Origin of the sequence: Marinobacterium litorale DSM 23545 (assembly GCF_000428985.1) — a bacterium.
GTDB lineage: Bacteria > Pseudomonadota > Gammaproteobacteria > Pseudomonadales > Balneatricaceae > Marinobacterium_D > Marinobacterium_D litorale.
The window spans coordinates 1-15,348 of the sequence record NZ_AUAZ01000052.1; the positions used below are offsets into that span (position 1 = coordinate 1).

The following is a 15,348-nucleotide window of genomic DNA, read 5'->3' on the forward strand; positions in this document are numbered from 1 at the left end:
TGTTGACAAGCCGGTTTTCCTGATCCTCGATAACCACCCGGTTCATCATGCTCGTCGGGTTCGAGACTATGTTGAGAGTCTCGACGGCAAGCTCAGGTTGTTCTTCCTGCCGCCGTACTCGCCGGAGCTGAATCCTGACGAGTCTGTTTGGGGCTATATCAAATACCATCACGTCGGTAAAAAGATCATTAACAGCAAAGAACAACTTCGGAGCACTGTTTACCGGCAGCTTCGACGTTTGCAAAAATTGCCACGACTATTGAAATCGTTTTTTGGCCATCCGGATTTGGCTTATATCTCCGGGTAATGTTCGCTTACTTTATTTCGAATTAGTAATTAACCTGGCTCCCAGCGGTGTGGGTAAAAACTTCTCCCTGAATATCCTGGAAGATGATGTAACCCATCTATTCCAGGATCGATTCATGGAAGAGGTGTTCCCGGTGTTGGCTGAACACAACCTGATCAGCATGGCTAACAGTCGAGCCAACCGGAATGCAACTGATCCGGACGAGGAACTACAGAAGCTGCAACGGGAATTTTCCCTGCAGGGGGAATTACCTTTTGCGTTCAACTCAGCAACCGGTGCAGCCATCCAACAGGTCCGACATAAGCTCCTGATGGCCAATGCGGGATCACTTAACCTGGAGATCGATGAGATTGGTAACAACCTTCTCGGGAACCAGGAAGCATTCAGTAAGTTTCTGGAGCTGTATGACAAGGGTAAGATCAAGAACGGGTTGACCAAAAACACGGCTGAAAATACCCGTGTGAAAGAGATCAACGGAATCACCCCGACCAACATGATGCTGTTCGGTACCCCGGACAAGCTGTTGAATGGTGACAAGATCGAAGCGGAGTTCTACTCCATGCTTGAAACGGGATATGCCCGTCGTTGTCTCTTTGGGTTCACCCGTAAAAAGATCAAGAAATACCAACCAACTCCGGCTGAAATTTACGATAAGGCAGCGGCCGGCACTGCCGCTCATACACTGGATGCTGTGGCTCATCAGTTCGCTCAATTGGCGGATCTGAAGAACTTCAACCGGGTTATCAAGGTAAGTCGGGACGTTAACATCGAGTGGATCGGATATCGCGTGCATTGCGAACAGTTGGCGGAAGCCCTGGGAAGCCATCAGGAAATGAAAAAGATGGAAACCCAGCACCGCTACTGGAAAGCCATGAAGCTGGCGGGTGCCTATGCGTTTGTGGATGGTTCACCGGAAGTCACGATGGATCACCTCTACAACGCCATTGCAGTAGCTGAAGAGTCGGCCAAGGCTTTTGATATGCTACTCAGCCGGGACGGTCCTTACGTCAAACTGGCTCGTTATGTGGCGGATGTGGGTCGTGAAGTGACTCATGTGGACCTGATGGAGGCTCTGCCCTTCTATAAGGGATCAACTGGACAGAAGCAGGATATGCTAAATCTGGCGATCACCTGGGGCTACAAGAACAACGTGATCATCAAGAAATCCTTCGTGGATGGTATTGAGTTCCTGCGTGGCGAAAGCCTCAAGGAGGCGGATCTCAGTAAAATGATACTGAGCTACAGCGATCACGAAGCCTTCAACTACAAATATGAGGAAGCCCCGTTTGATAAGCTACATCAGCTTACTCAAGCTCAGGGAATGCACTGGATCAGTCATCAGGTTAAAGGCGGTCACCGGACTGAAGATACCGCAGTACCGGGCTTCAATATGATCGTAGTGGATGTGGATGGTGGTGTATCCCTGGACACGGCTAAGCTGTTACTCAAGGACTATAAAGCCCTCTACTACACCACCAAACGTCATGGTCAAAATGGTGTAGACCGGTTCCGAATTGTCTTACCGACAAACTATACCCTCAAGCTCGATGCACAGGACTTTAAAGAGTTCATGAGCAACGTGTATGAGTGGTTGCCGTTTGAGGTCGATGATTCCACCGGTCAGCGATCACGCAAGTGGCTCTCCCATAACGGGCATCATGAGTACACCGAAGGTAAGTTGATTGACGTGCTTCCGTTCATTCCGAAAACCCGGATGAATGAGCAGCATCAGGCCAAGGTACTGGAACAACAGAACCTGAATAATCTGGAGCGTTGGTTCATCAATAACACGGGAGACGGTAACCGCAACAAGCAGTTGCACCGTTACGCCATGTTGTTGGTAGATGCAGGGCAATCTCTGGATCAGGTGCAGACCAATGTACTGGCACTCAACAACAAACTGCCTGACAAGCTCGCTGAACAAGAGCTGCTTAGTACCATTCTGGTATCCGCTGCCAAAGCCGTTCAAAAGCGTGAGTTGAATCACGTCGCCTAAACACATTGGGGGCATCCGCCCCCTTTCGTGATTATCAAACAGGAAACTCCCAATGAGTATCGATATCAACGACCACCTGGTCCTGTTGTGCGGTAAGTCTGCGGCCGGTAAATCTGCCTCACTGCGTAAGATCCGCAACCCTGAAGGGGTTCTGTATCTGAATTGTGAATCAGGTAAACGCTTGCCCTTCCGCTCAGGATTCATTGAAAAAACCGTTACTGACCCACTGCAGATTGAAGAAGCCTTCATCTGGGCTGAAAGTCAGCCACACGTCCACACCATCATTGTGGATTCACTAACGTATCTGATGGATATGTATGAATCCCTTTACGTGCTGCCCAGTACCAACACCATGAAAGCCTGGGGCGAGTTTTCCCAGTACTTCAAGCGGCTGATGCAAACGCATGTGGCTAAGTCCACCAAGAAAGTGGTGTTCACAGCGCATACCCTGGATTCACTGAATGAAGGGGAAATGGTGATGGAAACCAAGGTGCCGGTTAAAGGATCCCTTAAAAACAACGGAATCGAGTCTTACTTCTCCTGCGTCATTGCAGCCAAGAAGATGAAGGTAAAAGAGCTGGGTACCTACGGATCTTCACTACTCAACATTGAGCCAGAAGAATCCGCGCTGGGGTACAAGTACGTGTTCCAGACCAAGCTCACCAAGGAAACCGTTAACGAGCGTTTGCGGGGACCTATGGGCCTATTCAGCACCGAAGAAACCTTCATCGACAACGACATCCAGCAAGTCTTTGACCGCCTGGATGAGTACTACGGTACTGGCACCGCTGCCGCGTAAATTGCCGTTTAACACCAGGGTCCGGTAGGACCCTTGTTATGTAGTAGGTAACCCCGTTGATCCACCAGTTTTATGTAAACCAGTTGGTGAACTACCGCTACAGGTCCTACTCCCCCGGATTCATTCGTGGTATCGACACCGAAAACAACAAAGTCTTACTGGAAGTGAATTTCATAGGTGAAGTATTCACCAGATGGGTTCACCCCTCCAGTGTGACTACCAAATTGATCCGCCGCCCGACTGACTTTATCAGACCTGACTTGATAGACACGCATCCGCGTGTCGCTGCGGTTGGTTAATCAACAAAACAATAGAAAGGAAATGTCATGACTATCCTGACTGCTCTGCAAACTGACGCCTCTATTGAAGGCGAAAAAGACGTACTGGGCGGGTTCCAGATCCTGGAATCTGACGTGTACGATCTGGAAATCGAACTGGCGTATTACACCACCGCCAATTCTGGTGCTATCGCTCTGAACCTGCAAGCCAAGACTTCTGGCGGTGCAACTGTTCGTCAGCAGCTCTACGTAACTTCTGGTACTGAAAAGGGTCTGAAGAACTACTATGAGCGCAACGGTGAAAAGCACTATCTGCCTGGATTCCTCACAGCCAATTCACTGGTTCAGCTGACCCTGGGACGCGAAATCGGTACGGTTGAGCCGGAAGAAAAGGTTATCAACCTTTACAACTACGATGCCAAGGCTGAGATCCCGACCAAGGTCAGCATGATCACTGAGCTGATCGGCCAGAAGATTAAGGCAGGTATCCTCAAGCAGGTGGTGGACAAGAACCAGAAGAACGACGCCGGTGAATACGTTCCGACGGGTGAAACTCGTGAGCAGAATGAAATCGATAAATTCTTCTGCGCTCGCGAAGGCTACGAAGGCATGACTACCACCGAGGTAGCCGACCCCAACGTTACCGAAGCGGTGTTTATCACCCGCTGGTTGGATAAGTGGAAGGGTCAGGTACAAAACAAAGCCAAGGGCCTCTCCGGCGCTCAGGCGGGCATTCCGCAAGCGGGTGGCGCTACGGCTAATGCAGGTCAAGCGCCGGCTGCACCGGCTCCCGGTAAGAGCTTGTTTGCTTAACGGTGAGTTCTGCAAATCCGGCAGGGATTCAACAAATCTCTGCCCGTACCCTGATATCTCCGCTGAGGGTTCCTCAGACTAAAACCAAGGATTTTATCCTTAATCTGAACCATTACCGGAACGCCCATTACCGTACTTTGAATACTGTAAAGAAGCGGTACAAGGAGTTAATGGCTCCACAGATACAGGCATTGCCTGTGTATGAACGTATTGGATTGATCCTGACCGTGTACCCAGGTACGCGTCAACTAACAGACGTTGCTAATGTCTGTTCAATCCATGAAAAGTTCTTCGCAGATGCCCTTGTCGAACTCGGTAAACTACCCGACGACAACTACCTCTATCTACCGGAATCCGGTGCACGTTTCGGGGCTGTAGATCCTGAAAATCCTCGTGTGGAGATCACCATACATCCATTGCTTTCACTGAATCACGGTCTATAGGGCCGGTAAGGAACCATCATTAAAATCACACTCGTACAAGTTGAGATCGAAGACGCGCTGAAAAAGTACGTTGCCGACCAGGGTATCTCAATTTCCGGTAAAGAAGTCAAAGTGGATATCACCGCTGGTCGTGGCCAAAACGGTATCACGGCTGACCTGGATATTCTTCCGGTAGCCGCTATCGCTGAAGTACCCCCGGCTTCTGCAAAACGTTCCGTAACCATGTCAGTGGCATCTGCGCCGGTTAAGGGCGAAAAAGCTGAGCCAGTCACTGAAGAAGTGGCTGCTGAAGCTGAAGCAGACACCGATAAAGAAACGGCTGAGGAAGCTGCCGCACCGGAAACCGGTGAGCAGTCTGAAAAGAAAAGCCTCTTCGCGTAAATCGGTGAGTCAGTGAAGCGAATTTGGAACAATTTTAAATCGCTCATTACGGCTCTACTGCTTGTACTTGCAGTCGGTGTCACCGTGGCGGTGGGCTACTTCCTCACCATCATCATCGGTATAGGACTGATTGTAAGTCTTATCTACATCCTGATTCGGGAGTATCACCGCTCATGCGATGAAGAGAACCGGGATGATAAACCTGGGGGCCAATGAGCCCCCTTCTTACCTTAACCGTATGGAGCTGGAGTGACACGTAGGTTGCTAAGTTGCTGACTCTCAATGTGCTGGTGCGTGAAGCTCCGGTTCCATACGGTTACGGTAAGTGCATCCGTAACTTTGCGTGTGATTGTCATTACCCCAGCAGGCGGTGGGAAACACCTGCAGTAAAGGGCGCAAGGTCTCCTATACGCCTTACCTCCCCTACTGGAAGGATACGATGTGGTTGCCCTCGGGTGGGAGTACCTTCTGTGTCGTTATCAAAGAACGTAGGGTATTTGCGCTGACTTTACCTCGGGCTACCAGGAGTCTCTGGTAGCACCCTAATTCAAGGAGCTAACTGTGGAAATTAATTGGAAAGAGTTAGCCCAGACTGAGGGCTATAAGTCTCTCAAAGCAGCATATATACGCGATGTTCAGAAAGCAGGTGAAATCCAGGCCAAAGGTCATCGCCCGATGCGGGACAAGGCTGAATTTCTGAAGCTGTTCCGCTGGGTCATCGACCGGGCCAAACACTATGCAATCCGTAAGGGTGTTCCTATTGAAGATGTCCTGAATTTCTGGGAATCCAAACGGGGTTACTGGTGGTTGAACTACTATCAGGAGGGTAACCAACCTAAGCTGCCTTCCGGCAAGCCTAGAAATGTGCAGTATGAGAAACCTGAAACCTACATCCGATCCAGATGGATGAGTAAGGTTGATTATTTCCAACGGTTGCGCAAAGAGCGTACCCGCGTGGCCCGTGAATTGCGAAATATGACCGGTAAAAAAGCTCGCTGGTCATTATCTATGAAGCGGGTTAAGGCACGACAGCGTGCCAGAAAAAAGAGTCTGTAAGCCACGTCGCTCGAACGGAAAAGGTGATCTGAAGGTAGGTTGCGCTGCTGGAGGATCAATCACTGAAGTACGGGGGAAGCCGGGGATGCTGAAACAAACGCAAATAGTGTTCAGATATCCGGCTAGAAGGAGACGCCCATAAACCGCTCTATCACAAGACCTTTGGGGCTAACGTGACAACAGTTCGACGGGCAGGGTCGATAGAGCAACCTATTTTAAATCAAAAAACCTGGAATCGCAGCGAGAGACCAGGGTGAGATCTTCTTTTATACGAAACTCAACTCGTGCTCAAGAAGTAAAAGAATGGGCTGTAATAATTAGCGTGTGGATTGCGTTACCCGTCCGATAATGGCCGTAATCATTGCCGGCCTAACCCCTTCCGGATAAATGTTGGCGCTGCAACGAAGGAAGGGGGCACCTTTATGGCGACTATTCCCAAACACCCTCTGCTCGCTGCGCACACGGCGGAATCTGTGTTGATGGTTCAGGGAATCATACTAGTTGAGCCTGGTTCAACTCCCGGTAGTCGCCCCCATTACTACAACGGAAAGAGATCTGAGATGGTAACGTGACCCCGTAACACCGGTTGGGGTACCACCCATCGAAAGGAATCTGGCTGATCACCAGAGAACGCCCGAAACAGATCTCTTCCCGTTGTGGTGAACACGTACATTGCATACGTGCGTTGCTGAGTCACGAGTTGGTACGCATTAAACCAACTTGCCGGGTATGAGCCGGCCACCACAACACTACCGGGATGACACGGTAGGGTTTATTAGACTGGTTCTTGGTGAAGTATGGGGTTCGACTCCCCACTCTGGAGCATCGCGTAAGCGATCCTGTTACAGGACTCCAAAGCCCTGCGGAGGGATTAAGACTTAGCATTACAGGTTCGATTCCTGTCGCCAGTCTATAAATCGTTATCTCAAAAGAAAGGGGCTGCCCTTCTCTTACATGAGTGCAGCCGTCGCATTGGGCGGCTCCTTCCTTTTGAGATAAAAGAAACCCGCCTTTCGGCGGGTTTAATTTAGAACGCTTCACCTAACAGGTGCATGGTAATCACATCGTCCGGAGCACTGATTACAGCGTTGACCGGGAAGTTCATGTGGTTTATTACACCGGCCGGAGTCAGAATGGACTCTGTAATATCGGTGAAATCCACAATGCCCTGAGTGGCTGCCAGTGTCAGCATACGAGCCGGATTCTCTTTCATCATCTCCCAAATCACTGTCTGAATTCTCAGGAAGTATTTACTGAAGAAAATGAAGCCCATATCGTTGCCCCACTGCACCATACGATGAGTCGGTACATCATAGTTAATAAACCGTTTAACCACCTTCTCCACGGCTTCATCCTGAGCCAGGGGATTACGTGCACGGGTGGTCAGTTGCTTGTAAACCGCATAGCGGGCCACGAAGTCTGATACCTGTGTCGTATGACTCAATGCCCTGTACAGATGACTCTTTCGAGTCACAAAGAGGTTACCGGCAACGGTTTTAACACTCTCCGGAACACCTTCAGTCATGGAGTCGATCTTATCTGTCAGGCGTTGTTTGTAGCTGAACTCGTCATCGTCTGAATCGATATCCTCGATAATGGTCTGGAAGGTTCCAGCATCCACCAACTCTTTCACCGGGTTGGTAGTCAGCTGATCTTCCAGTACCACGATTTCACGACGTAACCGCTGGATCTCCTGCGGACGTTGAACGGCTCGATCCTGTTCCACGGACAGAGCTGCCTGGGCTTTCATCAGAGCGTTATGGTCACGCTGGTAGTTGATGATCCCGTTGTACCCTTCTTTCTGATACTGGATCATCTTGGTCAGCGGTACACCACTGGCCCACATAACACCCATGTTAGAGATGATATTTCCAGCCAGGGTAAACAGGTTACGGATAACCCAAATATCCTTCACCTCACGGATGACTTCCTGCCATACGTTTTCTGCTGTTTTCAAGCGCGCCACTGATTGATCTCTCAAGATCAATTCTGCAGCCTGTACCAAGGCTGTCTGGTGCCACTTCCTCTGATTGGGCGAAACATCCCAATACTGCCCAAGGCGTTCTGCCAAACTGAATTTCCGATACCCAAACACCAGATCCACCAAACCCCGACGTACCATCATGTTGGGACTGTTCCACTTCGACTTAATCGCCTGTTTCATGTCAGATGGCATCATCTGATACAGCTCTTTCAGTGAAGCATCATCACTGTCAGGTCCTACCATTACAAAGTCATTTCGACCTTCAGCGGTATCTGCCTGATATTGAGCGTGAAGTGCATCTACGGTACGGCGGTTCATCTGCTTAGATTCCGCTTTATCGATGACCGCACCACTCATGCCACCCAATACATCCAGAAGGTCTGTACGGCGCTCCAGGAGGCGTTTACGGTTAGCCTTGCTCATCATGTAGCGGTAAGCCATAACACGCCCCTGATCGTCGTATGTGGGCACCAGGTAGTTACCTTTGATCTTGGTGGGATCCACATCCGCTTGTTGAGCCAGAGACATATCAGCCTGTTGCTTGTTTCGGTAAATACCACTTACTTCACGGTTGGTTCGATATTCCACATCAGAGCCCTTACGCCTTTCACTGGTCAGTGATACCAATGAGGCCATGTAAGGAGAAAGTCCATCAGAGGTACTGACGTACATATAGGCTGCAGTAGCTTGTGGATCGTTTGGATCCATCGCAATTTCATGATCCAGTGTGTACCCGCGACGTAGCAGCGATTTGTGCTCCGCTTCGGTTGGACGGCCATGAATCACTTTAGTCGCAATATGGTTGTTCAGGATCTCTTTGGTATAGCCCTTGATCATCAAACCAGGGTTACCACCAAAGTTACGATCCAGCGCCTGCTCTTTCAGTTTGCGGTGCATTAGCAGTGTTGTCTCAATGCCATTGGCCCCACCCTGCCGGCTGTTTTCTTCCTGCAGGATATCCAGTATTTCAGTCTTAAAGGCGTTGTCGGTGTACTTCAGCGCATAGAGTGAAGCTAATCGATCGATCACCGGATGCACGGCATTCAGTTGAGCGGTAGAGACGCCGTTACCTGTTGCATCGTATTCAGCAATGTTCAGCGCGTTCAGCCGTAGATTACCTTCAGATCGGTTTTCACCGGTTGCCATGAAGTAACCCAACAGTTTGGCCTGGTTCCGGTAATGGTTTGCTTCCGGATACATGGACAAATCCTGACGCGCTTTATTGATTGCCTTCTCAAGCGTTGCGTCATTCCGGATCATTGCAGAGATCTGCTGTACTGAGTAAGTATTCAGCAGTACCTCCAGATCGGTTTCCACCAATACCCGTGTCAGACTTTCCCGTTCAACTTTGGTGAGTTCACGGGTGAAAGACTCTTTCAGATACTCTTTGGTTGCGCGTTCGGCATGTCGCCGTGCCTGATCAATCAGGGTTTTGGCATAGCGCAACAGATTGTGGAAGTTACGGTTATTCCCGTTCTGTCCACGCATCTCAGTAATTAGCGATCCAAACAACCCTTCCTTGCCTTTACGGAAAGGTTCCAGGGACTGCTCAAGTACATTCACATACTGATCAACCCGATCCCCGGCAACCATGGAAATAGCTGAGCCAGCAAACTTACGGACTTTACCTTTGCCTTTCAGCATCGCCTCTGAACGTGCGAACTTATCCAGTGACTGCATAGAATCGCGCAGGAAAGCATTGGTTTTCTGTCCATAGCGTTCAGCGCCATCCAACGTGCTTTGAACCAGTTTGGAATGCTGGCGAGTCTGGATATCTGCCAGATCGTACATCAGCTGATCAAGACGTTGGTTCATGCGGGGGCTGCGTTCAGGTTTACCGGTCCAGCTTTGGAACAGCTCCATGACAGCGTTTACCAAGCGCTGCAGGCGAGCTGACAGTGAATCCCCTTCCGGGTTCAGATCAGAACTCTGTGCATCCAGTGTTTGACGGAACTGTTCATCTACAACAGACAGGGCAATCAATCGAGCCAGGTGGTTTGCACGCTTGAGTGTGCGTGTACCTGTGGCTGAGGCCTTGGATTGAATAACCCGTTCAGCCAGTTCTGGTTCAAACAGATACGCGTAACGCGCTTCAGCCTGTTCTCGGGTTTCCCCAGGTCGTACAAAATCTTCCCACGTCAGCGTTTCAGCCAGACGACTATAAAGCGCTTGAGCCTCTTTACGCGCACCGTTGTGTTCCATCAGACCATGAGCCATTGCAGCCTCAATCTGCTCAAACACATAGGCTTCTTGTGGATTGAAGTTGAAGCCAGCTTTGGTGGCGTGAGATACAAACGGGATCCGCTGGTTTACTTCCGCATCCAGAAACGCATCGGTGTTGTCGTAGATGCCCCGCTTCATATTACGAACGATTAGCTCATCGGTATCCAACGAATCAGTGAGCTTTTCCACCACTTCACGTAACCGTTTCTGGTTCGGGCTTACCTGATCAGTGAGTGCATCAAAGATCTCGAGCGGGCGCATCCGAACCACTTTGGCTTTTACAGAGTCCTTTGGTGGTTGCTTCTGAGCCAGCGGCAAAGACCCCTGTTCAGGTGACTGGTTCGCTTCTGCTGCTGCCAGGATTTGTCCGGTATTCTCGATCACCTGAGCCAGCGCATTGGAGATTTCAACCCGGCTATTCGGGAAGAACAGACCGGTAATCGCTTTCACCATACCGTCAAAAGCATTCTTGAAACGGGACTTATGAGTTCCTGATACCTGAATGGTTTTCAGAGCTTCCTGAACTCGCTGGTTAGTCAGCCCCCAGGTAATCAGTTCTGCATTAGCAACCGAGTTATCGATATTCCCCTTACCATTTCGAACCAGAATATTGGACAGTTCCGGATAGGTAGTAAGTAGATTGGGATCATTTTGAACTGCTGCAACAATGGCATTAACCACACGGGTCAGGTCAGCTTTTGCCTGACGAGTAGCCGAATCTTTAGCTGAGCTGTTCAGTACGTTCACAGTGGCTGCATGAAGTAGCTCGTGAGCAACTGTCTCCAGATTCAGCCCAGTATGGACAAAGTCTGCATTGCGCAGAAAGATCACAGGTTGGCCATTCACGGTTGAATAGACACCCATGGAGTCTTTAACCAGGTTCCGGTTCTCTTCATTACCGAAGAATTCCATATCATTAGGATCGGTTTCCGGAGTCACCAGACGCACTTCAATGTTGTTAATGGCTGGTAGCTTCTGAATGCGAGTGAACAGAGAATGCACAACCTTACCGCGCACAGTCTGCGTATTCTTGTTTTCAAGAATAACGCCGATCAGGTCTGAACCTTTTACCGGTTTACCTTGATTAAACAACGCACCCAGTTTTCGATCAGCCGGTAACTGACGACCTTCTTTACCCAGTTGACCAAAGTAAGAAGATCGCTCTGTTTGTGAGGCTGGTTCAGCTACTTCAATCTCAGGCAGCGCTTCTTCTGTTTCAAAGGTTGCAAGGTCTTCTTCCAGCGCATTGGCATTTTCGATGATGGCTTCAATACCACCATTAACTTCGATTTCACCGTTTTCCAGGAAGTACTGGTTCCACACACCGGGTGCGGATGTAATCTGATCCTTGATACCGGTTACCACACGAGACGCAGCCGCTGAACGGGCTTTCGCATCGCGCAGTGTTTCACCTGGTTCAAGTACGCGTGTTTCTTTGGATTTGAGGGCTGATTCAACCTGTCGGGTTAGTACACGGTTAGGATCGTTTTTAGCCAGATAAGCCATAGCGCGATCCAGGGCTTTATCAGCTTCGGCCGTAATGGAGTACTCAACCATGGTATCGAACAGGGACTGGTTCAGGTGCTTGGCGGTTGCTATTGCATCGTGTACACCAGAACCAAAGCCATCAAATACGCTCAGTACACCCAGGTTACGCAGCGCTTCCATCGCCACTGTCGCATCCATGGAATGGATCGTCATAATGGCAGGGCCTACGCCCACCTGCGGATCCACTTCAGTAATGGAGGGATAGCTGGATGCGCTCTTGAGTGGCTTATTACTCAATGTGCTACCACCACCCTCGTTTGCCTTGAAGTAACGAACCCCTTCAGACAGTTTGGTTGTTACTTTATGGACAGCATCATGCAGGCGTTTTTTCTTGGTGCGCCCCAGGTACAGGCCTTCATTCACACTACCGCTACGGGCTGAGTGAATGGTGTGAATAATCGGCATTACTTCAACAAGCTCAGCCTCAATCTCATCACGTATGGCCTGAGGCACCAGTTCATTGGGCTCCAGTTCTTTAGCTGCAACCAGCTCTTTACGCTTCTCTTCAAGACGCGCATTAAGCATGGTGACGTAGATGGTGTTGATCGCTTGGATCGTATTGTTAAAGTCTTTACGGTTTTTCTTGAACTGTTGGTAGTTCTCATCCACTGCCTGGAACAACAGACTACCCATAGAGCCGCCGACAATCTGCCGGATACCTTGTGTAGCGTTAACCTTCGTTTCCAGCAGATCAGCTGAGCGTCGAACTTGAGCCAACGGACGAGTAGATTGTGCAACCTGATTGAAGTCGCTGATCAGTTCATTACCCCGGCGAATACGTTCGCGCTCCAGCTCAACTGGTGAAAGATCAGGATTTTCATAGGTTGCAGCCTCTGCGAGCTTGGTGCGAATAGACTCAAGGAAGGCCTCTACCAGATCAGCTTTCAACGCATCCTGTCCAGATCCGTACACTGTGATCATGGTGGGCTGTTTACCAGCACCGCGTTCTATAACAAATTTGGCTTCAGCACCCTCACCTTTGATGTAAATGTCTTTACCAAAGTGCTTTGCAACAATCTTCAACAGTTCTTTCTGTTTACCGGTGCTGTTGGCAATCAGGTCATCCAGTTTAAGTGCCCAGCCTTGGCTGGTTTCTTCATACGCATCAGCGTTACCTGTACCCTGCTTCCATTCAGCCAGGTTGGATGTGCCGTCAAAGAATATGCCGCCCTTAGCCAGCGCTTTTTTGAGTAGCTCAGCAGCTTCTTTACCTGCAAACTGAATCAACCCGATGATAGGACCATTTGTTACGCCATCCACTTCCGGCATGATATCCGTGGTGAATGAAGGTTTATTCAGTGCTTTGGCTTCCACCATACGCGAGTATTGAACCAGTGCATCAAAGCCGTGCATTCCTGAGCCAGTGGCTTCAACACCTGCTACCAGAACAGCTTCCATTTCCGGGGTCATCTCTTCCCCGTTACGCTGATCAATCAGTACCTGAACCGCAGCCTGAATTTCTGCAGTCGTCAATTTTTTATGGACACTATCCAGTGTTACTTGGTTGGTGTGTTTGTCCCGATCAAGATCCAAGCCTTCCGCTACGGTCAGCAGGAAGTTATTTACCTGGCCCTGATCATTAAGATCAACATCCTGTATCCAGGCATTCTGACGTACCAGGAACCGGTGATTTTTATCCCCTTGAGGATTCACCGTATTGCTATCCATGTGGGTACGCATCTGGCGTGCAACGAAGTACTGGAAGAAGAAATTACCTGTACCGCCAAGTGCCTTCTCTAATCCAACACGCTCACGCAGATTCTCATAATGCTCGAGACTGCGTACCGCTGCGTTATTAGCGCCAACCGCTCCTTTGCGTTGATCGATATGAGTCCGGGCTTCAATACCTTCCTCGTAACCGAACAGTTTCAAACGGGTTGCTCGAGACAATCCGTTAAATGCGCTGTCTGTGTCTGTCTTCAGGCTCCAGGTCTGTTGCTGAGCCTTTTTAAGGCCTTCCTTGAACTCTTTGGAGAGTTTCTGATTGGTTCCACGCATGGTATCAACCACGCGCTTCACAGGCTCAAAAGAAGGTTCAGTGACACGATTTTCGATACCGAACAGATCAGTCATAAGCTGAGCCTGCCCCTTGAATGCCTCAACAATACGATCCACCTCAGGCACAGTGGTTTCGATCATATCGTTGGTACCTTCAAGCGGTGCCATGGTGGTACGCACCCGGTACATCACCATATTGTTTTCGCTGCCTTCCAGCGTCTCACCATCCAGTACAGCTTCAATTGCTTTGCGCGAAATCAGGTCATAAGTAATCAAACCCATGTGCTCACTGCGCATCATCATCAGAGCCAGGTTACCCAGATCCTGTTCCAGCTTGGCTTTTGATCCGCCCGGTGCATTACGTGAAACGGCTAAGCCCATGAGTTGAGCAATATCACGGCCCAGGTTCTCGGCCATCACATTGGCACCAACACCACGATAAGCCAGTAGGTTACGAACAGGCGCTGGAACCGTTGCGTTATTGTCACGACCAAGCAACTGGTTGATAGAACGATCATCATTAAACAAAGTGCTATTGGATCGTGTAGCTACCCAGTTGGCGATAGAAACACTGATAGCCCCGGCTGCGTTATCCAGTATTTCTCCATTCTCATCCCGCAACAGTTCAGCCACAGTAGAGCCATCACGCTCATCAATTGATGTGGGTAGGTAAGCATCAAGGAAATTGCGTACTTGCGTATGCACCTTACCGATCTCTTCCAGTACACGTACTTCTTCTTCAGTAGCCGGCTCTTCACGCAACTCATCCACTGCATGTGGATTGGCTTGTACCGCTGCCATAAAGTTGTTTCGTGATAGAAGCGGGTTTTTAGTTTTCCGCTTCGCTGGAGCCAGGAACTTACCAATACGTGATGAGACGCCTTTAACCAGCTTTTGAGCCAGTGAATTAGGTTGCTCATCGTCCAGTTTATTTGCAGATCGCTCATTAACTACTGTAGGTGTTTTCACCCACTTTACCTGACCTGAATTCCCTTGTTTTACAGGTGTGTAAACCCCGTTGCGGTCTATGGTTTTGGTTGCTATGTCTCTGATTTCAGCATCTAAAGCAGGATTGGTTGAATGACTAACACCCAGTACCTGTTTGATAGCAGATACGAGGTTATCTACATTGCTACCTGGCTCGCGTAATTCAGGGTAATTAGGACTCAAATGTAGACCTGAACCGCCCCGGTTATTCCGGAGACCAATTTATTTGAGTCAGGCCGCTTCACCTGACTCCTCCATTTGGCGATAGTACGCCCTTTCTCGCTCTGCTGGAGGAACATTTCCAATAGGCTCCAGCAGTCGGTGATTGTTGAACCAGTCGACCCACTCCAGCGTGGCATATTCAACGGCATCCAGTCCTTTCCATGGTCCACGATGGTGGATTACCTCTGTTTTGAACAGGCCGATAATGGTTTCAGCCAGCGCATTGTCGTAGGAGTCACCGGTAGTACCGACTGAGGCATCAATGCCCTCGTCAGCCATGCGTTCGGTGTACCGGATCGATAGGTATTGGCTG

The 15,348-nt window shown here is 49.7% G+C and carries 9 protein-coding genes and 1 pseudogene; 8 read left to right on the forward strand and 2 right to left on the reverse strand.

Going from position 1 to position 15,348, the window contains the following annotated elements; all coding sequences use genetic code 11:
* The 8 genes and pseudogenes from G403_RS25920 to G403_RS0119890 all read left to right on the forward strand — a co-directional run.
* Window positions 1-158 (forward strand): annotated as a pseudogene (locus tag G403_RS25920) (transposase); the annotation flags it as partial.
* 198 nt (window positions 159-356) lie between these two features.
* The gene (locus tag G403_RS24055; RefSeq protein WP_051299328.1) at window positions 357-2,303 is read left to right on the forward strand and encodes a hypothetical protein; all 1,947 of its coding nucleotides are present in this window, start codon (window positions 357-359) and stop codon (window positions 2,301-2,303) included.
* Between the two features lie 52 nt (window positions 2,304-2,355).
* Window positions 2,356-3,102: an AAA family ATPase gene (locus G403_RS0119860; protein WP_027855539.1), complete on the forward strand. Its 747-nt coding sequence runs from the start codon at window positions 2,356-2,358 to the stop codon at window positions 3,100-3,102.
* Between the two features lie 326 nt (window positions 3,103-3,428).
* Window positions 3,429-4,193 (forward strand): hypothetical protein, encoded by a 765-nt coding sequence (locus G403_RS0119870; RefSeq protein ID WP_027855541.1) that lies wholly within the window; start codon window positions 3,429-3,431, stop codon window positions 4,191-4,193.
* A gap of 170 nt (window positions 4,194-4,363) precedes the next feature.
* Complete coding sequence (locus G403_RS0119875; protein WP_211232719.1) at window positions 4,364-4,636, forward strand: hypothetical protein; 273 nt, start codon at window positions 4,364-4,366, stop codon at window positions 4,634-4,636.
* Between the two features lie 111 nt (window positions 4,637-4,747).
* The gene (locus G403_RS0119880) at window positions 4,748-5,017 is read left to right on the forward strand and encodes a hypothetical protein (protein WP_027855543.1); all 270 of its coding nucleotides are present in this window, start codon (window positions 4,748-4,750) and stop codon (window positions 5,015-5,017) included.
* A 12-nt stretch (window positions 5,018-5,029) separates the two neighbouring features.
* A complete protein-coding gene (locus G403_RS0119885; RefSeq protein WP_027855544.1) occupies window positions 5,030-5,233 on the forward strand; it encodes a hypothetical protein in 204 nt (67 codons plus the stop codon).
* Between the two features lie 345 nt (window positions 5,234-5,578).
* Complete coding sequence (locus tag G403_RS0119890; protein ID WP_027855545.1) at window positions 5,579-6,073, forward strand: hypothetical protein; 495 nt, start codon at window positions 5,579-5,581, stop codon at window positions 6,071-6,073.
* A 1,027-nt stretch (window positions 6,074-7,100) separates the two neighbouring features.
* On the opposite strand, the gene G403_RS0119895 is transcribed toward G403_RS0119890, so the two are convergent.
* Both G403_RS0119895 and G403_RS0119900 read right to left on the reverse strand, forming a co-directional pair.
* Complete coding sequence (locus G403_RS0119895) at window positions 7,101-14,627, reverse strand: hypothetical protein (RefSeq protein WP_156899748.1); 7,527 nt, start codon at window positions 14,625-14,627, stop codon at window positions 7,101-7,103.
* A 417-nt stretch (window positions 14,628-15,044) separates the two neighbouring features.
* Window positions 15,045-15,348: integrase core domain-containing protein (locus G403_RS0119900; protein ID WP_036234794.1), on the reverse strand; the 304-nt coding region annotated here is incomplete at its 5' end.